Source organism: Amycolatopsis sp. BJA-103, assembly GCF_002849735.1.
Classification (GTDB): domain Bacteria; phylum Actinomycetota; class Actinomycetes; order Mycobacteriales; family Pseudonocardiaceae; genus Amycolatopsis.
In genome coordinates, this window is record NZ_CP017780.1 from 2,668,029 (window position 1) to 2,690,149 (window position 22,121).

26 protein-coding genes and 1 riboswitch are annotated in these 22,121 nt (G+C 68.7%); of the genes, 14 read left to right on the top strand and 12 right to left on the bottom strand.

Annotated features, from left to right (window positions below; all coding sequences use genetic code 11):
• Positions 1–178: 178 nt before the first annotated feature.
• Entirely contained in the window at positions 179–937 is a 759-nt protein-coding gene (locus BKN51_RS11265; protein WP_101607586.1) for a D-Ala-D-Ala carboxypeptidase family metallohydrolase, read from the top strand.
• A 4-nt stretch (positions 938–941) separates the two neighbouring features.
• Here the strand turns inward: BKN51_RS11265 and BKN51_RS11270 are convergent, their stop codons facing one another.
• The 4 genes from BKN51_RS11270 to BKN51_RS11285 are packed head-to-tail and all read right to left on the bottom strand — an operon-like array spanning position 942 to position 4,706.
• Complete coding sequence (locus tag BKN51_RS11270; RefSeq protein WP_101607587.1) at positions 942–1,574, bottom strand: NUDIX domain-containing protein; 633 nt, start codon at positions 1,572–1,574, stop codon at positions 942–944.
• Positions 1,571–2,764 (bottom strand): adenylosuccinate synthetase, encoded by a 1,194-nt coding sequence (locus BKN51_RS11275; protein ID WP_101607588.1) that lies wholly within the window; start codon positions 2,762–2,764, stop codon positions 1,571–1,573. Before BKN51_RS11275 ends, BKN51_RS11270 begins: the two co-directional genes overlap by 4 nt.
• A complete protein-coding gene (locus BKN51_RS11280; protein WP_101607589.1) occupies positions 2,761–3,735 on the bottom strand; it encodes a hypothetical protein in 975 nt (324 codons plus the stop codon). Before BKN51_RS11280 ends, BKN51_RS11275 begins: the two co-directional genes overlap by 4 nt.
• Positions 3,736–3,737: 2 nt before the next feature.
• Positions 3,738–4,706 carry an adenylate cyclase gene (locus tag BKN51_RS11285; protein WP_101607590.1) on the bottom strand — a complete coding sequence of 323 codons (969 nt, stop codon included), beginning with the start codon at positions 4,704–4,706 and terminating at the stop codon, positions 3,738–3,740.
• A gap of 213 nt (positions 4,707–4,919) precedes the next feature.
• Here BKN51_RS11285 and BKN51_RS11290 point away from each other — a divergent pair, with 213 nt between their 5' ends.
• Both BKN51_RS11290 and BKN51_RS44195 read left to right on the top strand, forming a co-directional pair.
• Positions 4,920–5,792 (top strand): hypothetical protein, encoded by an 873-nt coding sequence (locus BKN51_RS11290; RefSeq protein ID WP_146044352.1) that lies wholly within the window; start codon positions 4,920–4,922, stop codon positions 5,790–5,792.
• A 195-nt stretch (positions 5,793–5,987) separates the two neighbouring features.
• On the top strand, positions 5,988–6,245 hold the full coding sequence (locus BKN51_RS44195) for a hypothetical protein (protein WP_233223463.1): 258 nt from the start codon (positions 5,988–5,990) through the stop codon (positions 6,243–6,245).
• 13 nt (positions 6,246–6,258) lie between these two features.
• Here the strand turns inward: BKN51_RS44195 and BKN51_RS11300 are convergent, their stop codons facing one another.
• Positions 6,259–6,636, bottom strand: a complete 378-nt coding sequence (locus tag BKN51_RS11300; RefSeq protein ID WP_101607593.1) for a hypothetical protein — start codon at positions 6,634–6,636, stop codon at positions 6,259–6,261.
• A 23-nt stretch (positions 6,637–6,659) separates the two neighbouring features.
• Complete coding sequence (locus BKN51_RS11305; RefSeq protein ID WP_233223454.1) at positions 6,660–6,878, bottom strand: hypothetical protein; 219 nt, start codon at positions 6,876–6,878, stop codon at positions 6,660–6,662.
• A 178-nt stretch (positions 6,879–7,056) separates the two neighbouring features.
• Here BKN51_RS11305 and BKN51_RS11310 point away from each other — a divergent pair, with 178 nt between their 5' ends.
• The 7 genes from BKN51_RS11310 to BKN51_RS11340 all read left to right on the top strand — a co-directional run bounded on the left by BKN51_RS11310 (position 7,057) and on the right by BKN51_RS11340 (position 10,876).
• Positions 7,057–7,239: a hypothetical protein gene (locus BKN51_RS11310; RefSeq protein WP_101607594.1), complete on the top strand. Its 183-nt coding sequence runs from the start codon at positions 7,057–7,059 to the stop codon at positions 7,237–7,239.
• Between the two features lie 238 nt (positions 7,240–7,477).
• Positions 7,478–7,711, top strand: a complete 234-nt coding sequence (locus BKN51_RS11315; protein ID WP_168214312.1) for a hypothetical protein — start codon at positions 7,478–7,480, stop codon at positions 7,709–7,711.
• A gap of 37 nt (positions 7,712–7,748) precedes the next feature.
• Entirely contained in the window at positions 7,749–8,360 is a 612-nt protein-coding gene (locus BKN51_RS11320; protein WP_101607595.1) for a CDP-alcohol phosphatidyltransferase family protein, read from the top strand.
• 88 nt (positions 8,361–8,448) lie between these two features.
• Positions 8,449–8,832 (top strand): glycine cleavage system protein GcvH, encoded by a 384-nt coding sequence (gene gcvH / locus BKN51_RS11325; protein WP_101607596.1) that lies wholly within the window; start codon positions 8,449–8,451, stop codon positions 8,830–8,832.
• A 125-nt stretch (positions 8,833–8,957) separates the two neighbouring features.
• Positions 8,958–9,425: a glycogen accumulation regulator GarA gene (gene garA, locus BKN51_RS11330; protein ID WP_016334077.1), complete on the top strand. Its 468-nt coding sequence runs from the start codon at positions 8,958–8,960 to the stop codon at positions 9,423–9,425.
• A complete protein-coding gene (gene ftsR / locus BKN51_RS11335; protein ID WP_168214313.1) occupies positions 9,422–10,183 on the top strand; it encodes a transcriptional regulator FtsR in 762 nt (253 codons plus the stop codon). The genes garA and ftsR overlap by 4 nt, the downstream gene beginning before the upstream one ends.
• A gap of 219 nt (positions 10,184–10,402) precedes the next feature.
• Complete coding sequence (locus tag BKN51_RS11340; RefSeq protein ID WP_005150031.1) at positions 10,403–10,876, top strand: bifunctional nuclease family protein; 474 nt, start codon at positions 10,403–10,405, stop codon at positions 10,874–10,876.
• Positions 10,877–11,042: 166 nt separating this feature from the next.
• Here the strand turns inward: BKN51_RS11340 and BKN51_RS11345 are convergent, their stop codons facing one another.
• Complete coding sequence (locus BKN51_RS11345; RefSeq protein ID WP_101607598.1) at positions 11,043–11,663, bottom strand: TetR/AcrR family transcriptional regulator; 621 nt, start codon at positions 11,661–11,663, stop codon at positions 11,043–11,045.
• Between the two features lie 297 nt (positions 11,664–11,960).
• Here BKN51_RS11345 and BKN51_RS11350 point away from each other — a divergent pair, with 297 nt between their 5' ends.
• Positions 11,961–12,542: a MerR family transcriptional regulator gene (locus BKN51_RS11350; RefSeq protein ID WP_005150040.1), complete on the top strand. Its 582-nt coding sequence runs from the start codon at positions 11,961–11,963 to the stop codon at positions 12,540–12,542.
• 46 nt (positions 12,543–12,588) lie between these two features.
• Positions 12,589–12,685, top strand: a riboswitch (glycine riboswitch).
• A 172-nt stretch (positions 12,686–12,857) separates the two neighbouring features.
• Positions 12,858–15,737: an aminomethyl-transferring glycine dehydrogenase gene (gcvP, locus tag BKN51_RS11355; RefSeq protein WP_101607599.1), complete on the top strand. Its 2,880-nt coding sequence runs from the start codon at positions 12,858–12,860 to the stop codon at positions 15,735–15,737.
• Between the two features lie 3 nt (positions 15,738–15,740).
• Here gcvP and BKN51_RS11360 read toward each other — a convergent pair whose 3' ends face one another.
• Positions 15,741–16,103, bottom strand: a complete 363-nt coding sequence (locus tag BKN51_RS11360) for a nuclear transport factor 2 family protein (RefSeq protein WP_101607600.1) — start codon at positions 16,101–16,103, stop codon at positions 15,741–15,743.
• A 111-nt stretch (positions 16,104–16,214) separates the two neighbouring features.
• Between BKN51_RS11360 and BKN51_RS11365 the strand changes: the two genes are divergently transcribed.
• Positions 16,215–17,042 (top strand): helix-turn-helix domain-containing protein, encoded by an 828-nt coding sequence (locus BKN51_RS11365; RefSeq protein ID WP_168214314.1) that lies wholly within the window; start codon positions 16,215–16,217, stop codon positions 17,040–17,042.
• A 48-nt stretch (positions 17,043–17,090) separates the two neighbouring features.
• The gene (locus BKN51_RS11370) at positions 17,091–17,918 is read left to right on the top strand and encodes an aldo/keto reductase (protein WP_101607601.1); all 828 of its coding nucleotides are present in this window, start codon (positions 17,091–17,093) and stop codon (positions 17,916–17,918) included.
• A 124-nt stretch (positions 17,919–18,042) separates the two neighbouring features.
• On the opposite strand, the gene BKN51_RS11375 is transcribed toward BKN51_RS11370, so the two are convergent.
• From BKN51_RS11375 to BKN51_RS11390, 4 genes are all read right to left on the bottom strand, one after another.
• The gene (locus BKN51_RS11375; protein WP_233223452.1) at positions 18,043–18,729 is read right to left on the bottom strand and encodes a hypothetical protein; all 687 of its coding nucleotides are present in this window, start codon (positions 18,727–18,729) and stop codon (positions 18,043–18,045) included.
• Between the two features lie 93 nt (positions 18,730–18,822).
• A complete protein-coding gene (locus tag BKN51_RS11380; RefSeq protein ID WP_101607603.1) occupies positions 18,823–19,734 on the bottom strand; it encodes a 3-methyladenine DNA glycosylase in 912 nt (303 codons plus the stop codon).
• Positions 19,731–20,774 carry a hemolysin family protein gene (locus BKN51_RS11385; protein WP_101607604.1) on the bottom strand — a complete coding sequence of 348 codons (1,044 nt, stop codon included), beginning with the start codon at positions 20,772–20,774 and terminating at the stop codon, positions 19,731–19,733. Before BKN51_RS11385 ends, BKN51_RS11380 begins: the two co-directional genes overlap by 4 nt.
• Positions 20,771–22,117 carry a hemolysin family protein gene (locus BKN51_RS11390; RefSeq protein WP_101607605.1) on the bottom strand — a complete coding sequence of 449 codons (1,347 nt, stop codon included), beginning with the start codon at positions 22,115–22,117 and terminating at the stop codon, positions 20,771–20,773. The genes BKN51_RS11385 and BKN51_RS11390 overlap by 4 nt, the downstream gene beginning before the upstream one ends.
• Positions 22,118–22,121: the final 4 nt, after the last annotated feature.

The following is a 22,121-nucleotide window of genomic DNA, read 5'->3' on the forward strand; positions in this document are numbered from 1 at the left end:
AGTGGTAAGGACGGTTCTAACCGTCCTTACCACTCACGACCACCTGGGCGGGCCGTGTGGGTCGAACGACCCACAGCGCGGTACCCGGAACCGCGTTAGCATCCGAGGCAGTGAATCGTTGACAACCCGTGGGGGTCACGGGTCTCTCACCTTCCCTGCCTCGAAAGGTGTTCCTGTCATGCGCATTCGTCTTTTACTGCCGATGCTCGCCCTCGTGGCCGGCCTCGGTACCGCGGTGGCCGCTCCGGCCGCCGCCGATCCCGGCCCGGTGACGGCGGGAGACGTGTCCGTCGCCGACGCCTGTTACTCCTGGGGACGCACGCTGTCCGAGGGCGCGTCCGGTGAGGACGTCCGTCAGCTGCAGATCCGCGTGGCCGGTTATCCCGGTTTCGGCGGCGTGCTGGCCATCGACGGCCAGTTCGGCGCGGGGACCAAGGCCGCGGTCACCCGGTTCCAGCAGGCGTACGGGCTGGGCGCGGACGGTGTCGCCGGGTCGGCCACGTTCACGAAGATCTACGCGTTGCAGGACGACGACTGCACGCCGGTCAACTTCACCTACGCCGAGCTGAACCGGTGCAACTCCGACTGGTCGGGCGGCAACGTCTCGGCCGCGACGGCGAAGGCCAACGCGCTGGTCTCGATGTGGAAGCTGCAGGCGATGCGGCACGCCATGGGCGACCGGCCGATCGCCGTCAACGGCGGCTTCCGCAGCGTCCCCTGCAACAACGCGGTCGGCGGGGCGGCCGCCAGCCGTCATCTCTACGGCGACGCGGTCGACCTCGGCGCGGGCGCGCAGGGCTTCTGCGCGCTGGCACAGCAGGCCCGCAACCACGGGTTCAGTGAGATCCTCGGCCCGGGCTACCCGGGCCACAGCGATCACACCCACGTGGCGCACCGGTCCAACCGGTTCTGGTCGGCGTCCTCCTGCGGGATCTGATCCGTCACTCCCAGCGCCACAACGACGGCGGCCGTCCTCCCTTGGGGAGGGCGGCCGCGTGTTCGGTGGTCCGCCGCAGCCCGGGGACCCGCTCCATGGTCCGGCCGAGATTCGCCGGATAGGGGCGGTCCCCGGTCAGCGCTTCGGTCGCGTCCAGCGCTTGTGCCGTGGTGAAGAGCGGTCCCAGCAGCCCGGCGGTGAAGGCGACGTCCCGCCACAGCCGCTCGGCCAGCAGCGGACGGCAGTCCGCCACGATCCGGTCGTGGTCGAACGCCAGCGGCGGGACCGCGTCCAGCGGGGTCCACAGCACGTTCCCCGGCTCGTCGAGCGCGGGATCCGTGGTGGCCCACAAGGCGATGGAGAGCGTGGGCCCCCGGGGGTCACGGTTCGGCTCGTCGAACGTGGTGAGCTGCCCCGTCGCCGAGAGCGCGTCCGCCGGCAGTCCGAGTTTGGTGACCACCGCCCGGCTCGCCGCGTCCCGCAACCGCTCCCCGCGCCCGAGCAAGACCCCGGGCAGCGCGAGCTCCCCTTCGAACGGTTCGGCGCCCCGCGGCGCGATTCCCAGCAGCACGGTCCGCGTGCCGGGAGCGAACCTCACCACGAGCACGTCCACGGACACCGGCGTCGACTCGATCACGCGTTGATTGTCGACCTTGCCCCCGCGACCCGGTAACCGGCCCTGTCGGGGCCGTATCCGGTCACGGCCACCGGCAGCCGGGCACCGAACCACGCCAAAGGGTCCGGCAGCCCGACTGCGGGGGAGCCGTCAGCGGGCACGACCCGCAATCCCGTCGCGTCGAGATGGGTCACCGCGAGCGCGTCCACGCCGTCGCAGGCCGCGATCGCGTAGTCCAGCAGCGCCTCGTCGAGATCGCCCGCCCGCCACGCGCCCTGGTATTCGCCGGTGTCGTTGTGCGCCTCGGGAAAGCGGGCGAGCATCGAGGCGGACTCGGTGGGAAGCGGCCCCGCGCCGTGCCTGGTGAGGTAGGTCCGCGTGACACCCAGAACGGCGTGACGGCGGCCGCCCAGCAGTTCACGGGCGTTGTGCGGGGTGGTGGTGGACCAGGTCGTATGCGGGTGGAACCCGTGGTGCTGGTCGAGGAGAGCCCCCTGCGCTCCCTCGAAAACCAGCCGTCCGGAGTCCGCGAGCCGTCCGGTCTCGTCCCCGTCGGTGATCCGCACCGCGTCCGCGAAGTCGCGGTACAGCGTCACCAAGGCGTCCACGTCGTGTGACGGGGCGGCGAGCGGGGCGTAGAACCGGGCGAGCGCGTCGAGCTTGCGCCGCAGCACCGACGGCCGGGCGCAGTCGGCGACCGTCGGCGCGTCACCCGGTGTCCCGATCACCTCCTGGTTCTCCACCACCTCGCCCGGGCCCGCCCCGGACAGCAGCGAGTACCAGACGGTCTCGCCGATGCCCTTTCCGCACGAGCCGTGCCGGCCGGCGCCGCGAGCCTGTTCCCGCGCCCGGTTGGCGTAAATGTGGAACGGGGTCGTGAGCAGGGCCCGGCCGTCCACGCTCAGCAGCGAGAGCGGATTCCGGACGCCGTCGGTTTCGAGCTGCCGGGCCTCCGCCGCCAGCGCGAACGGCTCGACCAGGACGAACCGCGACAAGTGGGTGGGCACGCCGGCGAACGTGCCCGCCCCGAACTGGCTGAACGTGTGGTGCCGCCCGTCCGCGACGACGTTGTGCGCGGCCTGCGCGCCTCCGTTGAAGCGGACGACGGCGGTGGTCGGCCGGTCGGCGCAGAGCGCGTCGACCACGGCTCCCTTGCCTTCGTCGCCGAAGCCGAGCCCGACCACCACCACGTGCCCGTCCAGGAGGCTCATCGCAGCACCACGTCGCTCGGGCCGCCCGGGTCGGGGACCGCCGAGGTGACGACCGTTTTGGTGCCCAGCCTCGCCAGCGCCTTGCCCACCGCCGCGCTTTCGGCGGCCGAACCGACGTCCGCGAGGTCGGCCAGCGCCCGGTCCACGTCGACGACCTGCTCCTCCAGCCCGATCGTGGCCGCGATCAGTTCGCACACCGCGCCGGGGTCATCGAGTTTGAGGAAGTGCTGGCCCAGCAAGCCGCTCCAGTGCTCGCCGATCTCCGGGTCGTTGTAGTACGACGACTGGTTCGGCAGGACGAAGTAGACGTTCCACTTGCGGGCCAGCTCCCGGTACACCGACGCGGGATCGATGTCCTCCCGCACGTCGTCGCCGATCACCCGGCGGATGTGGCGGGCCTCCAGCGCGGGCTTGTTCAGCTCGTCGCCGATGAGGAACAGATATCCCTTGCGGCCGCGGTTCTGCCACGCGTCGGTGACCACGTGCCTGGCCATGAAGTAGGCGGCCAGCTCGTAGGACTCGCTCTTCTGTCCGCCGCCGCCACCTTCGAGGAAGATCGTGCGCAGCTGCTCGTCCATCCGGTTGTCCGATTCGAACTGCCCGATCTGCAGGGGCACCCGGTCGCTGTCGGCGTCGCCGATCGCGCCGAACAGGACCTGCGGGTCGGTCAGATAGCCCCGGCGCTTCAGCAGGCCGTGCAGTTTGCCGAGCTTGCCCTGCATGATCCGCGGCACCCGGCGCATCGAGCCGGTGACGTCGAACAACACCGCGATCGGCGTCGAATCGGCGTGGTCGGCCGAATCCCGGCACTCCCGGACGGCGTTCTTCGGGTCGAGCGCGGCCGCGGCCTTCCACGCGGAAGCGGGCTTCTTGCGGAGACCGGCGCTGTAGCCGAAATCGTCCTCGCCCTTGGCCGCGCGGAAGGTCTTCGCGGCGGCGTAGGCGTTGTCGTCCCAGTGTCCGTGTCCCATGATCAAGCTCCTGTCTCGGGGATGATGAACGGTCGGAAGGTGCGGGGGCCGTACAACTCGCCGAGCAGGTCGTCGTACTCGTCGAGCAGGTCGGCGGCTTCGGGTCGCTGTCCCGGGATTTCCTGGGTGCACCACGTGGCGAACTCGCGTTGGCGGGTTTCCGTTGGTGCCAGCAGCGAAAGCATCAACTTGTGCAGCATGTGGACGTCGGTGGCCGTGGTCATCGGCAGTCCCTTGTGGACTTCGGGCGGGTAGCCGACGGACTTGTCCGCCGCCAGCGGGAGCACACCGTCCTCGACGGCGAAGGACCAGCCGGCCAGGACGATGCCGTGCTGCCCGGGGTGGACCAGCACGTTGTCCGCGGTGAGATGGCCATGGACGACACCCGCGCGGTGCGCGCCCGCCACGGCGCGCAGCAGGCGCCGGTGCATCCAGGCGTAGTCGCGGCCGTCGAGACCGGCCGGGAAGGCTTTCCCGATGTCGGCGAGGGTGGTGAACCCGTCGACGAGCGGATCGAGGACGCTGAACGCGCGGTCGCCCCGCGCCACCGGGCCCGAGGTGTCGAGCAGCCGCGGGTAGTACGGGCGAAGCCAGCGGTGCCGTTCGGTGAAGCCGTCGAGCGTGCGCAGCGCCGCCCACTCGGCGTGGATCAGCGGGTTGAGCGCCGGGTCGCGCACGATTTTGACCAGATGGGGGCCGGTGGTGCGATAGGTGGTCGCGACACTGCCCACGGCGTGCGGAGTGGTGAGCGTGTAAGCCGCCGTGGCGGTGGTGACCGTTTGGCGCCGGGATTGCTTCCAGTCGGCATAGAGGCGATTGAGGGTGGCGGCCGCCTTATGGGCCCGAGGGTCGCCGGGATTCCGGTCGGGATGGAGTACGGCCGCCAATTCGCGGTAGCGGTGGTGGGCGAACAGAGTGGCCGCGTCGACCGCGTTCTCGATCGTCGTCACGGCGTCGTCCCTGGTGAGCATGGTTTGAGTCTAGACGACTCTTACCTCGGCTGGCAAGGGGGTGCTGCGCGCTCGTCCTCGACGGGCGAGGAACGAATTGAATACGGAAATGGCGGTGTAGGTACAAATCCCGTGCGGTTCGACCGCTTCGAAGAATAGACTTGAGTGGTCGAACAGGGGGTGGTGACCTTTCCGGAAGAGTCGCAAAAAAACCAGTGGGTGGCCGTTCTGCTCGTGACCGGAATCGTCCTGGGGTTCATCGCGGCTTTCGCCGGGCGGTGGACCGCCGAGGGAATGGCCGGTACGTACGACTTGCGCGCGGTGATCTCGGTAGCGGATTCCACGACCACCGAAGGGCAGAACGGCCCGCACACCACTCACGAGATCGTCGCCGTCGCCGAAAACGGCCGCGCCGTCGAACTGCCGACGGGGGAAGCGTTCGGTCTCGCGGAGCCGGTGGTCGTCCGGCTTTCTTCACTGACGGACCGGGTGTTGTCCGTGCGCGGGGCCGACGAAGTCGTGGAGGCCCACCACCCGTGGGAGAAGATCACGGCGATGTCGATCGGCGGAGTGGTCTTGGTGCTCGGCGTCGCCGTGGCGTTCTCGGTGACGAGACCGGTGACCGTGCGGAAGTCGCTGTCTTTCCTGGCAGGGTTCGTCTTCGGCGCGTATGTCGTGCTGGCGCCGCTCGGTTTCGGCTGGACGGCGTACCGCGAGGCGGCCGATCCCGTTCCGAACCTGTGGGAGCATCGCCGCGACGCGTGGGGTCCGCCGCCGGTAATCGGCAAGGGGCAGGCCGCGGTGTCGGGGGACTCGACCGTGCGTGTGCTCGACAGTCGAGCCGAGCCGCCCGAAGGCGCCGAGGCATGGCTGGGCGGATTCCACGTCCTCGCCTTGCGAGTCGAGGCGTCCCGCCTGGGAGACACGGCGCTGGAGCTGTCGGCCGACGAACACGGCGCTCCGCGGCGGGTCGAGGACTGCGCGGGCGCTCCCGGTGCTTTCGACGGCACCGCGGGTCTCGTCTGTTTCGTGGTCCCGTCCGGATATCAGCCGAAGTACCTTGTCGTCGGCGAACTCGACCGGGAAGTCCTGCTGACACTCCAGTGACTCGAGGAAAGGAATTCAGTGCCGGGCAAACCGCAGAATTCCCAAGTTCTCTTTCGGGCGCTGCTGGCCGGGGTCCCGTACGTCTTCCTGCTGTGTGTCGCCTGGGGATACTTCGGTAACCACGTACGTGAAGTGAACACCGGTGAGGAAGTCGCGGTCACCGGGATCTCGGGGTGTACCGAGGAGGGAGCGCCGATGAGCGGTCAGATTCCCTACTGTTCGGGGGAGTGGCGGTTCGACGACGGGAGCATCGGTCGCGGGCGCATCGAGGGCGACAAGGCCGCGGAGGGCGACAGGATCTTCGCCGGGGACGGATTCGTCTACCGGTCGAAGTCCGCGCTGATCTGGAGGATGTCGATGGTCGGCCTGTTCGGCGTAGTGCTGCTGGGCCTGGCGATCGGCCTCGGCGTCCTGTACCGGCTGGACGCGGTCCGGCGGCGTCAGGAGGACTGACGCCGCCCGACGCTCAGACCCGCGTCGCTTCGATCTGCCGCTCGTCCTCGGTCGAACAGCTCGTCACCGGATCGTTCGGCCCGCTCCCGCACGTCCAAGCGCCGATCACCACCGGCCCGGGGCCCTGCGGCGAAGCGGCTTCGGCGGGGGTCAGCTTGGTGAAGTAGTCCGTGAGCACCTGTGTCGCTTCGGTGCAGTCGGTCTTCCCGTGGGCGACGACCTTGTTCTTCGCGCCCTGGAGCCCGGCGACCTCGCCGCACGGTGTTCCGGGCGGTGCCGGTGTGATGGCGGGGGAGGACGGGGCCTGTGCGGCCGACGGGGCGGGATCGGCGCCGCAGCCGCTCAGCAGGACGACGGCGAGCGCGGCGGGAAGTGCGGCGAGGCTCTTCATGGGCCCTTCTTCTCGGGGATGGTTCATTCGACGGGGACGACGGCGGCGAACACGTTGTGATCGCCCTTGCTGCAACTGGTGCCGCCCTGGGCGGCAGGTGCGCCGGAGACGCACAGCCACCCGTCGACGGTCTCGCTCACGGGCTCGTCCGAACCCGCGGACTGGCGGCCGGCGATCGCCTTGTGGAACGAGCCGACGATCCCGGTCGCGTCCGCACACGAGACGCCCGGTCCGTTGAGCACCTGAAGGGTCAGCCCGCTCGCCGCGGTGACCGTGCCACACGAACCCTGTACCGGTTCAGCGGGTTTCGGCTTGGGAGCGGGATTCGGGGCAGCGGACGAACTTGGCGCGGTCTGAGACGGGATCGGCGGTACCGGAGCGCTGGAGACGTTCGAAAGGGGCGCGGGCGGTGAGACCGACATGGAGGTGACAGGCGGTGGCGGATCTTCGCCCGAACAGGCGGCGAGCGTTCCCGTGGCGGCACAGACCGCGATCAGGCGCCGCCACGTTCCCGTGGTCGTCGAGACGGGCAAGGCGATCCTTTCGTCGGCCGTTCCTGGCCTGCCCATTCTGACCTGGGCGAGCCCGATGCCGTGGCATTGAGCCACGTTCGATTCGCGGGAGGTTATCGCGCCGACGGCGCGACGGTACGCGAGGACCGCCCAATCACTGTCCATTGTGGACAATTAACATGCCGTTCACGCCGTGACAACACCCTGCTGTCGTCGCGAACCGATCGGACGAATCCGGCGCCCGGGCGTTAACGCCGGGCCCTGTTCTGCCGAAAACAAAGGTAGCGCTCCGGCGTGTCCCAGTCCCCGTCACCGAAACCGTGAGAGCGATGAAGACCGACGAACAGAACGACCCCGCGTCATTCGAGGCCACCGCGCCGGCGAGCACGGAGCTGCCACCCACGGCACCGTGCACCGTCGTCTGGTGCGGCGGCCGCCCGTACGTCCTGGAAAGTTCCTCCGGGCACACCCGCTGGATGGGTACCGACTACCGGGGCAGGCCCGTGGCGCTGACCAGCGCGGACCTGCAACGCCGCGGCTGGAGCCACACCCGGGCCAGCTGACGCGGGAGGACCTGCCGCCGCTGGATAGGCTGAGCGGGTGAGTACGCCCCCCGAACCGAGCGTGACCAGCGAAGAGCCGTCTTTGCTGCGGCAGGCCCTGAACGTTCCCAACATGCTTTCGATCCTCCGGCTCGCCGGGGTGCCGGTCTTCCTGTGGCTGCTCCTCGGCCCGAAGGAGGACGGCTGGGCGTTCGCGCTGCTCGTGTTCAGCGCGCTCACCGACTGGCTCGACGGCAAACTCGCCCGCTGGCTCAACCAGATGTCGCGGCTCGGTCAGCTGCTCGACCCCGCCGCGGACAGGCTCTACATCCTCGCGACCCTCATCGCCTTCCTGATCCGCGACATCGTCCCGTGGTGGGTGGTGGTCCCGCTGGTCGCCCGCGAGGCGGTGCTGGGGGTCTGCGTGCTGCTGCTGCGGCATCGCGGGTTCGCCCCGCCGGAGGTCACCTACATCGGCAAGGGCGCCACCTTCGTGCTGATGTACGCCTTCCCGTTCCTGCTGCTCACCCAAGGCGGATCCGACATCGCCGCGTTCGCGCGTCCGATCGGGTACGCCTTCACGGCGTGGGGTGCGGTCCTGTACGTCTATTCGGGCGTGTTGTACGTCGTCCAGACGGTGCGGGCCCTGCGATCCGCCGATCGCGGCTAGCTAGCGGGAGGCGCCGGGCGCGTGCCCCGGCGGGATGCGAAACTGCGCGCGTCGGTTTCGAGCGAGGGCATGAGAAAGGGGAGCGGCGTTGTCCACTCCAGAAGAACTGCGCTACACCGAGGAGCACGAGTGGGTCTCCGTACGCGACGGAGGGCTCGTGCGCGTGGGCATCACGGAGTACGCCCAGGACCAGCTCGGTGACGTGGTGTTCGTCGACCTCCCCGAGGTCGGCAAGCAGGTCGGCTCCGGCGACGCCTTCGGCGAGGTCGAGTCGACCAAGAGCGTTTCGGAGCTGTTCGCCCCGCTCGACGGCGAGGTGGTCGCGGTCAACGACGCGGTGGCCGAGTCGCCCGAACTGATCAACAGCGACCCCTATGGTGAGGGCTGGCTGGTCGAGCTCCGTCTCGACGACGCGAGCTCGGTCGATTCGCTGCTCGAGGCCGAGGCGTACCAGGCGCTGATCAAGGAATAGCCGCAGGCCGCGGCCCTCCCGCGAGAGTAGGGGGAGCCGCGGACCGGAGATTCGATCAGGCACGGTACGTTTGACCTCTGCACGTTCTTGAGTAGTGGCAACACACATGCGTTAGGAGAGCTCAGGTGAGCACGAACGACGGGCCCGGCGTTCCCCCGGAGCAGTCTCCGGAGCGGACTTCTGTCTTCCGGGCCGACTTCCTGGCCGACGTCGAAGGCACTGAGGCTCCTCCGGCTGCCGAGGCCCCCGTCCAGGGTGTGGACGCGCTGCCCGCGGGTTCCGCGCTGCTGGTCGTCAAGCGCGGCCCGAACGCGGGTTCGCGCTTCCTGCTGGACCGCGACACCACCAGTGCGGGACGGCACCCGGACAGCGACATCTTCCTCGACGACGTCACGGTTTCCCGGCGGCACGCCGAGTTCCGCCGTGAGGGTGGCGAGTTCGTCGTCATCGACGTCGGCAGCCTCAACGGCACCTACGTCAACCGCGAGCCGGTCGACCAGGCCGTCCTCGCCGGTGGCGACGAGGTGCAGATCGGCAAGTTCCGCCTGGTCTTCCTGACCGGCCCGGGTTCCGGGGGCCAGGGGGCACGGTGACGGCGGCCGGGCGGCCTGATCGGGATGCGTCGCAGCGCGATGGGTTGAGCATCGGGGCCGTGCTGGCACAACTGCGCGGCGACTTCCCCGACGTCACCATCTCCAAGATCCGGTTCCTCGAAGCGGAAGGTCTGGTCCAGCCGGGCAGGACCCCGTCGGGGTACCGGCAGTTCGCTCCGGCGGACGTGGAGCGCTTGCGATTCGTCCTGTCCGCCCAGCGGGATCACTACCTTCCGCTGAAGGTCATCAAGGAACAGCTCGACGCGGCGGATCAGGGTGCCGCGCCTTCGGCGGCGGCTCCCAAACCGCCGCGGAAACTCGTTTCGCTCGAGTCCCCGGGGGAAAACGGCGGACTGCCGTCCCCCGGGGACTTCGAGACCGATCGCGAGATCAGGCTGACCGAGGAAGATCTGCTCCGCCAGGCCGGCATCGACGCCGCCACCCTGGCTGAGCTGCGGCAATACGGTCTCGTCCGCCCAGGCGCGGCGGGGTTCTACGACCCCGACTCGGTCCTCGTGGCGAAGACCGTGAAAGCGATGACCGAATTCGGTATCGAGCCGAGACATCTGCGTGCCTTCCGGGCCGCGGCCGACCGCGAAGTCGGCCTGCTGGAGCAGATCGTGACCCCGGTGTATCGGCACCGTGACGAGGACGCCCAAGCGAGGGGCGACGAGGTCGTCCGCGAGCTCGCCGCACTGACCGTGGCGTTACATACGCTCTTGGTGAAGGCCGGAATACGCGCCGTCACGGGCGGCTGAGCGGCTCCGGGGACACAGGAACCCTTGTGAGGCCACTTGTCAATGACTGAATGTTCGGCACCCTATGCCGTACCGTGAGAGTCGGGTTTGCCACGGGCGAACCGAGAATGTCAGGACAGCGAGCACAGCGCTCGGAAGACGGGTAGCGTCGGGATCACCGTCGCTTGATCGTCGAGACAAGCGTTGCAGCCCGTGCGCACGAGAGGGAGGCGAAGCCCGATGAGCGAGATGCGCGTCGTCGGCGTGCGGGTGGAGCTACCCGCGAATCAGCCGATCTTGTTGCTACGGGAAACCGAAGGCGAGCGTTACCTGCCGATCTGGATCGGCTCGGTCGAGGCCACCGCCATCGCCTTGGAGCAGCAGGGAGTCCGCCCGGCCCGTCCGCTCACCCATGACCTGCTCAAGGAGGTCATCGGGGCGCTGGGCCGTGAGCTGGAGCAGGTCGTCATCACCGACTTGAAGGAAGGCACGTTCTTCGCGGAACTGGTCTTCGACGGGGACATCCGGGTTTCGGCGCGGCCGAGCGATTCGGTCGCCCTGGCGCTGCGGGTGGGGGTTCCGATCCACGCCGTGGACGCGGTGCTGGAGGAGGCGGGCCTCATCATTCCCGACGAGCAGGAGGACGAGGTCGAGAAGTTCCGCGAGTTCCTCGACTCCGTCTCGCCGGAGGACTTCCGCGGCGCTGACACTTAATCGCGCTAACCGGGATCGCGCTGCCAGGGCGCGCCTTGGCAGGTGAACTCGCGTTCTCCCGAAGGGCGCCCTGCCATCGCGATCCCGGGGCCTGTCGGCCAAAAGGCGCGCGACTTCAAAAGATCAAAAGACCTCGGTCACCTTCGTGGTGCTGCGTCAGGCGGGGTCACTTTGGTGCGGCGGTGGCCCGCGTGAACAGGTCCGCCAGTTCCCGCCCGTACCGCTCCAGGTCCAGCTTCGGGTCGGCCGCGAACTTCGCGGCGACGCCGTCGATGGCCTGGGCGATCGACAGCGCCATCACGTCCGGCGCGAAGTCGCCGAAAGCGCCTTCTTGCTGTCCCTGTCGCAGCTGACGCTCGAGCCGGCCGGTGCGGAACTCTTCGACGATCGGCGCCGACATGAACCAGCCTTCGGCGTCCGATCCGCTCGAAGCCATCTCGACCATGACCCGCACCAGCTCCGGGTACGAGCCGAGGAACTCGATCTCCGCTTCGATGTAGCCGCGCAGCAGCCTGGCCCGGTCGGTCGTGCCCTGGATCCGCTCCTCGAGGAACTTGTCCTTCATCCCGGTCGCGGTGGTGACCACGGCCTGCATCAGGCCGGCCTTGTTGGTGAAGTGGTACGAGATGATCCGGGTGCTGGACAGCCCTGCCCGCTCCTTGATCTTCGCGAACGACGTCTTGTGGTAGCCGAGATCGGAGATCGTCGCGATCGTGGCGCCGACGATCTGGGCCCGCCGGGCGGCTTCGGTGACCGACAGCCCGAGCTCCGCCTGCACCTCTTGCATGGCGCTTTGGGTGGAAGGATTTACTTGCATGAGTAAAAATTAACACGGCTGAGTAAAACTGACAAGCGCGCGGCCGAACGGGGGACTGTTTCCGACAAGCCTCAAGAAGAGCTTGAGGTTGACCGCGCGTCGCGTTGACCGCCTTGCCGGACGCGCTTACCGTCAATGGAGGTAAATCGCCAAGGTGTGATTCGGATGTCTGGGGCATCCGTCTTGACGATGAACTCCGGTGCGGACTCACGTGGGTCCGCGCGGCTTTGTTCGCCGGCCGCCAGGTCGGGCGAGGGGAGGCATGGCGTGGTCGAGGCTGGTAGCCCTCAAGAGCCGCTCGTTCCGGTTGCTGACGGTGAGCAGGGCGAGCTGTTCCCCGACTCTTCCCTCCCGGACGAACTCGTCGGCTACCGCGGTCCCGCCGCCTGTCAGATCGCCGGGATCACGTACCGGCAGCTCGACTACTGGGCCCGCACGAAGCTGGTCGCGCCGAGCATCCGCACGGCGCACGGATCCGGTTCGCAGCGGCTCTACTCGTTCAAGGACATCCTCGTCCTGAAGGTCGTCAAGCGGCTGCTGGACACAGGTGTCTCGTTGCAGAACATCAGGGTCGCCGTCGACCACCTGCGCTTGCGCGGTGTCCGCGATCTGGCCAAGGTCACCCTGTTCTCCGACGGCACCACCGTCTACGAGTGCACTTCGCCCGAAGAGATCGTCGATTTACTCCAGGGCGGGCAGGGTGTTTTCGGCATCGCGGTCAGCGGGGCGATGCAGGAGATCAGCGGGACCATCCACGAGTTCCCGGCCGAGCGGGCCGACGGCGGCGTGATCGAAACCGTCACGCCCGACGAGCTCACGCAGCGCCGTAACGCACGTCGCACCGGCTGATCATGAAGCCGCGCGAGCGGCAGGGTAGGCTCACTTCCGCGGTCGACGAATCCGCGCGGGAGAGACCGAGCCGATAAGGGCCCGGCGCCGAAGGAGCAAGTCCTCCCCGGAACCTCTCAGGCACCCTGGACCGCGCGGACTAGACGCCTCTGGAAAGTGAATCGTCAGGTCACCACCTGGCGGCTCCGCCGACGGTGCAAGCCCGACTCAACCCACGGGCGAAACTCTCAGGCGCCCCCACGGGGGTACGGACAGAGTGGGGAGGGCCAGGGACAATCCGTCCCGGCCCCACCCCCGCGTCTTGGGAGGTCCCCGATGGAGCCTGATTCACTGGCCGCGCTCGAATCCGGAACCCCCTTCGCGGACCGGCACATCGGTCCCGGTGCGGAGGAACTCGCGCGCATCCTCGACGTCGTCGGCGTCGGTTCCCTCGACGAACTGGCCGAGCGCGCCGTCCCCGCGTCGCTCCGGGAATCCGCGACTCCGCTGGAGCTGCCTCCGCCCGCCACCGAGACGGCCGCGCTCGCCGAGCTCCGCGCGCTCGCCGCGCGCAACCGGCCGATGGTCCAGATGATCGGCCTCGGCTACCACGACACCGTCACCCCGCCGGTCATCCGCCGGAACGTGCTGGAAAGCCCGGCCTGGTACACCGCGTACACGCCGTATCAGCCGGAGATCTCGCAAGGCCGCCTCGAAGCGCTGCTCAACTTCCAGACCATGGTGGCCGACCTGACCGGCCTGCCGATCGCGAACGCTTCCATGCTGGACGAGGCGACCGCCGCGGCGGAGGCGATGACGCTGGTCCGCAGGGCGGGCAAGGCGAAATCGAACCGGTTCGTGGTCGACGAAGACACGCTGCCGCAGACGATCGAGGTCCTGCGCACCCGTGCTGAACCGCTCGGCATCGAGCTGGTGACCGCCGACCTGTCGCAGGGCATCACCGGACTCGGTCTCGGCGGCGACTTCTACGGTGTGCTGCTGTCCTATCCCGGCGCGTCCGGTGTCGTCCGCGAATGGGACCACACCATCGCCGAGGCCAAGGCGCTGGGCGCGGCCGTGGTGATGGCCGCGGATCCGCTGGCCTTGACCCTGCTGCGGTCGCCGGGCGAGCTCGGCGCCGACGTCGCGGTCGGATCGACGCAGCGATTCGGTGTCCCGATGGGTTTCGGCGGCCCGCGCGCCGCGTACCTCGCCGTCCGGCAGGGGCTCGAACGTCAGTTGCCCGGCCGGCTCGTCGGAGTGTCGAAGGACGCCGACGGCGCCCCCGCGTACCGGCTCGCCCTGCAGACCCGTGAGCAGCACATCCGCCGGGAGAAGGCGACCAGCAACATCTGCACCGCGCAGGTGCTCCTGGCCGTCATCGCTTCGATGTACGCGGTGTACCACGGTCCCGAAGGCCTGCGCGCCATCGCCAACCGCGCGCACCGGATGGCCACCGTGCTCGCGGCGGGGCTCGCCGAAAGCGGCGTGGACGTCGTGCACTGCGAGTTCTTCGACACCGTCATGGTCTCCGTCCCCGGCCGCGCGACCGGCGTCGTCGGCACCGCGAGGGAACTCGGTGTCAACCTCCGGCAGGTCGACGCGGACCACGTCGCCGTCGCCTGTGACGAGACGACCACCCGCGAGCATCTTTCCTTGGTGTGGAAAGCGTTCGGTGTCGCGGTGTCCGATGTGGACTCACTCGACGCGGACACCGCCGACGGTTTCCCGCCGGACCTGCGCCGCACCAGCGACTACCTGACGCATCCCGTCTTCCACGCGCACCGCTCGGAAACGGCACTGCTGCGGTACCTGAGGGCGTTGTCCGACAAGGACGTCGCGCTCGACCGGAGCATGATCCCGCTCGGCTCGTGCACGATGAAACTCAACGCCACGGCCGAAATGGAGCCGATCACCTGGCCCGAGTTCGCCGGCCTGCACCCGTTCGCGCCCGCCGAGGACGCGGCCGGTCTGCTGTCCATCGTCAAGGATCTGGAACAGTGGCTGGCCGGGATCACCGGCTACGACGCGGTTTCCCTGCAGCCGAACGCCGGAAGCCAGGGCGAGTTCGCCGGATTGCTGGCGATCCGGGCCTACCATCGCGAACGCGGGAACGCGGCGAGGGACGTCTGCCTGATCCCGTCGAGTGCCCACGGGACCAACGCGGCCAGCGCGATCATGGCGGGGATGCGGGTGGTCGTCGTGAAATGCGACGACGAGGGGAACATCGACCTCGCCCACCTCAAGTCCACAGTGGACGAGCACGCGGACGACCTGGCCGCGATCATGATCACCTATCCCTCCACGCACGGTGTGTACGAGGACACCGTCCGCGAGGTCTGCGCGCTGGTGCACGACGCGGGCGGCCAGGTGTACGTCGACGGAGCGAACCTGAACGCGCTGATCGGGGTGGCGCAGTACGGCCGGTTCGGCGCCGATGTCTCCCATCTCAACCTGCACAAGACCTTCTGCATCCCGCACGGCGGCGGCGGACCGGGTATCGGCCCGATCGGCGTCCGCGCGCACCTGGCGCCGTACCTGCCGAACCACCCGCTGCAGCCGGACGCGGGCCCGGCCACCGGCGTGGGCCCGATCAGCGCCGCCCCGTGGGGAAGCGCGTCGATCCTGCCGATTTCCTGGGCTTATGTCCGGATGATGGGTGCCGAAGGCCTGAGGCGCGCGACGATGACCGCGGTCGCGAACGCCAACTACGTCGCCAAACGCCTCGCGGAGCACTACCCGGTGCTGTACTCCGGCCACGACGGTCTGGTCGCGCACGAATGCATCCTCGACCTCCGCGCGCTCACCAAGCGGACCGGCGTCACCGTCGACGACGTCGCCAAGCGGCTGGCCGACTACGGTCTCCACGCGCCGACGATGTCCTTCCCGGTCGCGGGCACGCTCATGGTCGAGCCCACCGAGAGCGAGGACCTCGGCGAACTCGACCGGTTCTGCGACGCGATGATCGCGATCCGCGGCGAGATCGAGAAGGTCGCGGCGGGGGAGTGGCCGGTGGCCGAGAGCCCGCTGCGGAACGCCCCGCACACCGCGCGCTGCCTCGCGGGCGAGTGGGATCGCCCGTACAGCAGGGAGATCGCGGTCTTCCCGGCCGGGTTCACGGCGTCGAAGATCTGGCCTCCGGTGCGGCGGATCGACGGGGCCGCGGGTGACCGCAACCTCGTCTGCTCCTGCCCGCCTCCGGAGGCCTTCGCCTGATCGTCAGCCGGGCATCTTGTCCAGAAAGCCCAGCACCTGCTTGATCCGCCCGTCCTCGACGGTGATGACGTCGAAGCCGATCGCCAGCGGTTCCGCCGCGCCGTCGGGGCCGAGGTACCACTGGAACCGCGCGATGTCGTGGTGCGCGTCGGGGGCCGCGGGCAGGCTGAACTTCAGACCGGCGAACTGGGCCTGCGCGCCGGCGATGAAGCCGTCGACACCGTCGTGACCGGTGACCGCGCCGAGCGGGTCGGTGTAGGCGGCGTCCTCGGTGAACACTTCGGCGATGAGCGCACGGCGCTGGTCCGCGTCGGTCTCGTTCCACACGGCGATGTACTGCTCGGCGACGCGCTGGATGTCCGACATGGTGTCCTCTTTCGTTGTGGGGTAACCGATGCCGCAACTCTGTCCGTCGAAGGTGGGTCACGTCGATTACGCGGGAGGTAATGGCGGCCCGGCGCACGTGGCCGTAAGTTCGTGATCGTGACGACCACAGTGATCGCGAGCCGCGCCGGCCGATCCGTCGGCGAACTGCTGCGGGAATGGCGTGATCGCCGCCGGATCAGCCAGCTCGACCTCGCCATCTCGGCGGAGATCTCGACCAGGCACCTGAGCTTCGTGGAGACCGGGCGGTCCAAACCCAGCCGCGACATGGTGCTGCGGCTCGGCGAGCATCTGGAGGTGCCCTTGAGGGAACGCAATCAGCTGCTGCTGGCGGCGGGCTACGCGCCCGCGTACTCCGAGAGCGGGCTCGGCGACCCGGAAATGGCGGCGGTCCGCAAGGCTGTCCGGCAGTTGATGACGAGTCACGAGCCCTATCCGGCCGCCGTCGTCGATCGCGGCTGGAACCTGGTCGACGCCAACGCGAGTGTGTCGATCATGACCGACCTGGTCTCACCCACCTTGATGGCCCCGCCCGCCAACGTCCTCCGGCTGACACTGCATCCGGAAGGCATGGCGCCTTACGTGCTCAACCTGGGGGAGTGGCGTGCCCACCTGCTCGGCAGGCTGCGGCGCCAGGTCACCCAGACGGCGGACCCGGCGCTGACGGAGCTGCTGGAGGAACTGCTCACCTATCCGTGCGACGATCCCGTCCCCGAGGTGGAGGTTCCCGGCCCTGGCGACATCTTCGTCCCGCTGCGACTGCGGCACGAGGGCGTGGATCTCACGTTCTTCAGCACGGTCTCCACCTTCGGGACGCCGTTGGACATCACGGTCGCCGAGCTGATGATCGAGTCGTTCTTCCCGGCCGACACGGCCACGGCGGAGTACTTGCGCGCGTACGCCGGGCGCGGGGTGGGATGATGCCGGGCAAGAAGCCCAGCCACCGACTCCAGTGAGGATTTCCCTTCCATGGCCGTGCCTTCCGTCGTCCTGAACAACGAGGTAGCCATCCCCCAACTCGGTTTCGGCGTCTGGCAGGTGCCCGCGGGCGACACGGCCAAAGTCGTCCGTACCGCCATCGAAACCGGGTACCGCAGCATCGACACCGCCGCGTCGTACCGGAACGAAGCCGGTGTCGGCGAGGCGATCCGCTCGGCGGGCGTGCCTCGCGACGAACTGTTCATCACCACGAAACTGCCGAATCCGGGCCACGGGTACGACGAAGCGCTCCGGGCGTTCGACGCGAGCCTCGCGGAACTCGGCCTCGAGCACGTCGACCTCTATCTGATCCACTGGCCGATGCCGACGCGCGGCAAGTACGTCGAAACCTGGCGGGCGCTGGAAAAGCTCTACGCCGACGGCCGCGTGCGCGCCATCGGGGTGTCGAACTTCCACGTCCCGCATCTGCGGCGGCTGTTCGGCGAGACGGGGATCGTGCCCGCGGTCAACCAGGTCGAGCTGCACCCCCGGCTCCAGCAGAAGGCGCTGCGGGAGTTCCACGCCGAGCACGGGATCGTCACCGAGGCGTGGAGCCCGCTCGCGCAGGGATCGCTGCTTTCGGACGCGACCCTGACCGCCCTCGCGGCCAAATACGGCAAGAGCCCGGCGCAGCTGGTGCTGCGCTGGCATCTGCAGCTCGGCACCGTGGCCATCCCGAAATCCGTGACCCCGTCCCGGATCCGCGAGAACTTCGACGTCTTCGACTTCGAACTCGCCGAAGACGATCTCGCCGCGCTCGCCGAGTTCGACGACGGGACCCGCACCGGCCCCGACCCGGACACCTTCGACCTGGTCTGAGGACTCGCGAGTGGTAAGGACGGTTCTAACCGTCCTCGCCACTCACGAGCCTTTCGTGACACTCCCAGGTACGGGAAAGGCCCCTTCCCGAGCGGTGAAGGGGCCTTTCCCGTATTCCGTGAGCTCAGGTGGCCTTGATGCCCGCGGCGGCGAAGTCGGCCTGCTGGGCGGGCTGCTGCAGGTACTGCCGGAACGTCTGCGAGGCGCGCATCTGGACCTCGTCGATGTTCTTGCCCGCGAGCCCGACGAGCGGGTAGTCGGCGGACCGAGCGGTCGCGACCGACTGGGCGGGCGAACCGACCAGCTCGGGCTTGGCGGTGTTCAGCTCGGTCACCCAGTACGAGGACTCGGGGATCCAGGCTGCGGGGAGACCGCCGATGGAGTCCAGGTTCGTCCGCCCGACGAGGCCGTCGAGGACGGAAGCGGAGGACAGCGCGTCGATCTGGATGATCACGCAGTGGTCGCGGACCACGGTCGCGGCGTTGTTCCACCGCTCGGCCGCCGCCCGGAGGGGCTTCTCGATGCTGGGGGTGACGACGACCCGCATCGGGGTGTCACCGGCGCTGCAGGCCTTGGCCTGGGCTTCGGCGCGGGTGTTGAGCTCCCCGTCCGCCCAGTTCCAGCCGAACACGCCGACCGCGACCAGGACCAGGAGGACCAGGCAGGCGATGGGCCATTTGGCGATGCGGCGTCGCGGGGCCTTTTTCCCGACGATCCGGTGCGAACCGGTCGCCTCGCCGCGTCCCTCGAGCCGCTTCGGCGGGTCGAGGGGGTGCGGCACCGGCTCCTCGGCCACGCTGTGTCGCCCCATCGTTGTCCTTTCGAAACGTGCGCGCTCGCGCTGCGTATGCAATCAAACCGTTATCACTCTAACAGGGGAGGATGTTACGGGGAATGCGACGACTCACAGTTGTTTTCCGCGTGTCGCGGGCGCCTTCTTTAGCTCGGTGAGCAGTCGTTGGCAATGCGCTATCAGGTGCTCACGCAGCGGCGCGGCCCGGCGGGCGAAACCGGCCTGGGCGCGAGCGTACTCGGCCCGGCCTTCCGGGCTCTCGATCGGCACCGGTGAGTACCCGAACGCCGCGAGGTCGTAGGGGCTCGCCCGCATGTCCAGCTCCCGGATGTCCGCCGCCAGCTCGAAGCAGTCCCCGACCAGCTCGGCGGGGACGAACGGGTCGAGTTTGTAGGCCCACTTGAAGAGGTCCATGTTGGCGTGGAGGCAGCCCGGCTGCTCGAACTCGATCTGGTTCTCCCGCTCCGGCCGCAGCGTGTTGCGCGGCCGGGCGGGCTCGGTGAAGAACCGGAACGCGTCGAAATGTCCGCACCGGATCTCCAGCGACTCGACGACGCCGTCCGTTCCGGCCGAACCGAGCCGGAGCGGAAGTTGTGAGTGACGAACCTCATTCGCCGATTCCCGGTAAACCATTGCCCATTCATGAAGCCCGAAACAACTGAGCCTCGGCGCACGGGACGCGGTCGCGGAAAGCAGGCCGAGGACGAATTCGGCGGTCTTGGCCCGGCCCTCGGTGAAACCCGCCGGATCGAGCACGACACCGTCCGGCGTCTCGACGTAGCCCTTCCGCTCCAGGAACCGGTGCGCGGACCGGCCTTCGAGCGCGAAGCCCGGCCCCGGCTGCCAGCGTTCGACGTGTCCGGGACGGTGCGAGTAGTAGCTGAAGAGGAAGTCGAGCACCGGATGCTTCTCGCCCCGCGAGCGGCGGCGCTGGTGCGGCGTCGTCCAGCGCCGCATCCGGGTGACGTGGTCGTCCTCCCGAGCCCGCCAGACGGACTCGGGAAGGACGATCAGGCCGGTCATGACATGACGTGGGTACCGTCGCGGACAGTTCCCACGTATTCCTCGACGAGGTCCTCCAGCGCGACGACGCCGACGGCCGCTCCCGCCGGGCTCAGCGCCCGCGCCAGGTGACTGCCTTCCTTGCGCATCGCCGACAACGCTTCGTCCAACCGGGCATCGGCGTGCAGTTCGGTCAGCGCACGCGTCTTGTCCGACGGGACCACGGTCGTCGGGTCCTCGCCCACGAGGTCGAGGATGTCCTTGACGTGGATGTAGCCGGTCAGCGTCCCGTCGTCGGTGCACACCGGGAAGCGCGAGAACCCGGTCGAGGACACCGCGCGCTCGACGTCGCCCAGCGTGGGCGAGCAGGGCAGTGTGGTGAGCTGCGCCGTCGGGACCAGGACGTCGGCCACCGTCTTCTCCACCGACGACAGCGTTTTGCTGAGCCGCTGGTGCTCGGAGTGCTCAAGCAGCCCCTCGCGCCGCGACTCGCTGAGCAGTTCGGCGAGCTCGTCGGAGGTGTAGGCGGTCTCGAGCTCGTCCTTCGGCTCCACCTTGAACAACCGCAGCAGGGAGTTCGCCACGAAGTTCAGCAGCCAGATGAACGGGTTGGCGATCTTCACCCAGGCCACGTGCACCGGGACCAGCCACAGGGCCAGCCGCTCCGGCTCGGCGATCGCGAGGTTCTTCGGCACCATCTCGCCGATGAGGACGTGCAGGATGGTGATGAACGCCAGCGCGATCGCGAACGAGATCGGGTGCAGCAGGACCTCGGGGATCCCGAGCAGCTCGAAGAAGCCGGCCAGCTGATGCGCGATGGCTGGCTCGCCCAGCCGTCCCAGCAGCAGCGAACAGATCGTGATGCCGAGCTGCGCGCCCGCGAGCATCAGCGAGACGTTCTTGCTCGCGTTGATCACGATCTTGGCGCGGGTCTTTCCTTGCTCCAGCAAGGCTTCCAGCCTGTCGCGCCGCGACGAGATCAGCGCGAACTCGGCGCCGACGAAGAACGCGTTGGCCAGCAACAGGACCACGACGAGGAAGATGTTGAACCAGTCGCTCATCGGGCGGGCTCCTGCTCGGCGGAAGTGGCGGTCTCGCTGACCCGGCGGACTTCGACCTCGGCGATGCGGAGACGGTCCATTTTGGTCACCGTGAGCCGCCAGGCGTCGAGGTCGGTGGCGTCGCCGGGGGAGGGGATCCGCCCGAGCCGCTCGAGGATCAGCCCGGCGATGGTCTCGTAGTCGCCGTCGGGCATCCGGAAGCCGGTCTCGTCGGTGACTTCGTCGGCGCGAAGCTGCCCGGAAACGAGCCAGTTGTCGGCGCCGACCTGCTGGGAGGAGGGCGCTTCCCGGTCGTCGTGCTCGTCGCGGACGTCACCGATGATCTCCTCGACGACGTCCTCCAGCGTCACCAGTCCCGCGGTGCCGCCGTACTCGTCGACGACGATCGCGAGCTGGAACCGGGAATCGCGCAGCCGGTTGAGCAGTGAGTCGCCCGGCAGTGATTCGGGCACGGTCGGGATCGGCCGCATGACCGAGCCGATCCGTACCGTGGCGCGTTGCGCGGCCGGGACGGTGAATGCCTGCTTGATGTGCACCGCGCCCTGCACGTCGTCGAGGTCCTCGGTGTAGACCGGGAAACGCGAAAAGCCGGTGCGGCGCGAGATCTCGATGAGGTCGGAGATCGTGTCGTCCACGGTCAGCGATTCGAACTGGACGCGCGGCGTCATCAGCTCGTCGGCCGTCCGCTCGCCGAAGCGGAGCGACTTGTCCAGCAGTTCGGCCGTCGACGTGTCGAGCGTGCCGCTTTCGGCGCTGGAACGCACGATCGAGCCGAGTTCCTGCGGCGACCGGGCCGAACGCAGTTCTTCCTGCGGTTCGACACCGAATTTGCGGACCAGGAAGTTGGCGCTGTTGTTCATCAGGGTGATGAGCCAGCGGAAGAGCGACGAGAACCGCGAGTGGTACCCCGCGACGGCGCGCGCGGTCTGCAGCGGCCGCGCGATCGCGAGGTTCTTCGGCATCATCTCGCCGAGGATCATCGACAGCGACGTCGCCAGGATCAGCGCGACCGCCAGCGACACGCCGTTCGCGACGCCCTCGGAGAACCCGATGGCGGTGAACAGCGGGTGCAGCAGGTCACCGATCACCGGTTCCGCGAGGTAACCGGTGATCAGGGTGGTGATGGTGATCGCCACCTGCGCGCCGGAGAGCTGGAACGAGAGTGTGCGGTGCGCCTTCTGCACGGTGTGTGCGCGCTTGTCGCCGACCTGGCGGACGTTCGCGTCGACCGTGCTGCGCTCGAGCGCGGTGAGGGAGAACTCGGCGGCGACGGCGAGGCCGGTGCCGACGGTCAGCAGGAGGAACAGGAGAATGCCGAGAACGGCGAACAGGATTTCCATCATTTCC

Coding starts and splice junctions, on each gene's coding strand:
- BKN51_RS11265 (WP_101607586.1), top strand. CDS start 179: ATGCGCATTCGTCTTTTACTGCCGATGCTCGCCCTCGTGGCCGGCCTC.
- BKN51_RS11275 (WP_101607588.1), bottom strand. CDS start 2,764: ATGAGCCTCCTGGACGGGCACGTGGTGGTGGTCGGGCTCGGCTTCGGC.
- BKN51_RS11280 (WP_101607589.1), bottom strand. CDS start 3,735: ATGGGACACGGACACTGGGACGACAACGCCTACGCCGCCGCGAAGACC.
- BKN51_RS11285 (WP_101607590.1), bottom strand. CDS start 4,706: ATGCTCACCAGGGACGACGCCGTGACGACGATCGAGAACGCGGTCGAC.
- BKN51_RS44195 (WP_233223463.1), top strand. CDS start 5,988: ATGAGCGGTCAGATTCCCTACTGTTCGGGGGAGTGGCGGTTCGACGAC.
- BKN51_RS11300 (WP_101607593.1), bottom strand. CDS start 6,636: ATGAAGAGCCTCGCCGCACTTCCCGCCGCGCTCGCCGTCGTCCTGCTG.
- BKN51_RS11310 (WP_101607594.1), top strand. CDS start 7,057: ATGGAGGTGACAGGCGGTGGCGGATCTTCGCCCGAACAGGCGGCGAGC.
- BKN51_RS11315 (WP_168214312.1), top strand. CDS start 7,478: ATGAAGACCGACGAACAGAACGACCCCGCGTCATTCGAGGCCACCGCG.
- BKN51_RS11340 (WP_005150031.1), top strand. CDS start 10,403: ATGAGCGAGATGCGCGTCGTCGGCGTGCGGGTGGAGCTACCCGCGAAT.
- BKN51_RS11345 (WP_101607598.1), bottom strand. CDS start 11,663: ATGCAAGAGGTGCAGGCGGAGCTCGGGCTGTCGGTCACCGAAGCCGCC.
- gcvP (WP_101607599.1), top strand. CDS start 12,858: ATGGAGCCTGATTCACTGGCCGCGCTCGAATCCGGAACCCCCTTCGCG.
- BKN51_RS11360 (WP_101607600.1), bottom strand. CDS start 16,103: ATGTCGGACATCCAGCGCGTCGCCGAGCAGTACATCGCCGTGTGGAAC.
- BKN51_RS11370 (WP_101607601.1), top strand. CDS start 17,091: ATGGCCGTGCCTTCCGTCGTCCTGAACAACGAGGTAGCCATCCCCCAA.
- BKN51_RS11375 (WP_233223452.1), bottom strand. CDS start 18,729: ATGGGGCGACACAGCGTGGCCGAGGAGCCGGTGCCGCACCCCCTCGAC.
- BKN51_RS11380 (WP_101607603.1), bottom strand. CDS start 19,734: ATGACCGGCCTGATCGTCCTTCCCGAGTCCGTCTGGCGGGCTCGGGAG.
- BKN51_RS11385 (WP_101607604.1), bottom strand. CDS start 20,774: ATGAGCGACTGGTTCAACATCTTCCTCGTCGTGGTCCTGTTGCTGGCC.
- BKN51_RS11390 (WP_101607605.1), bottom strand. CDS start 22,117: ATGATGGAAATCCTGTTCGCCGTTCTCGGCATTCTCCTGTTCCTCCTG.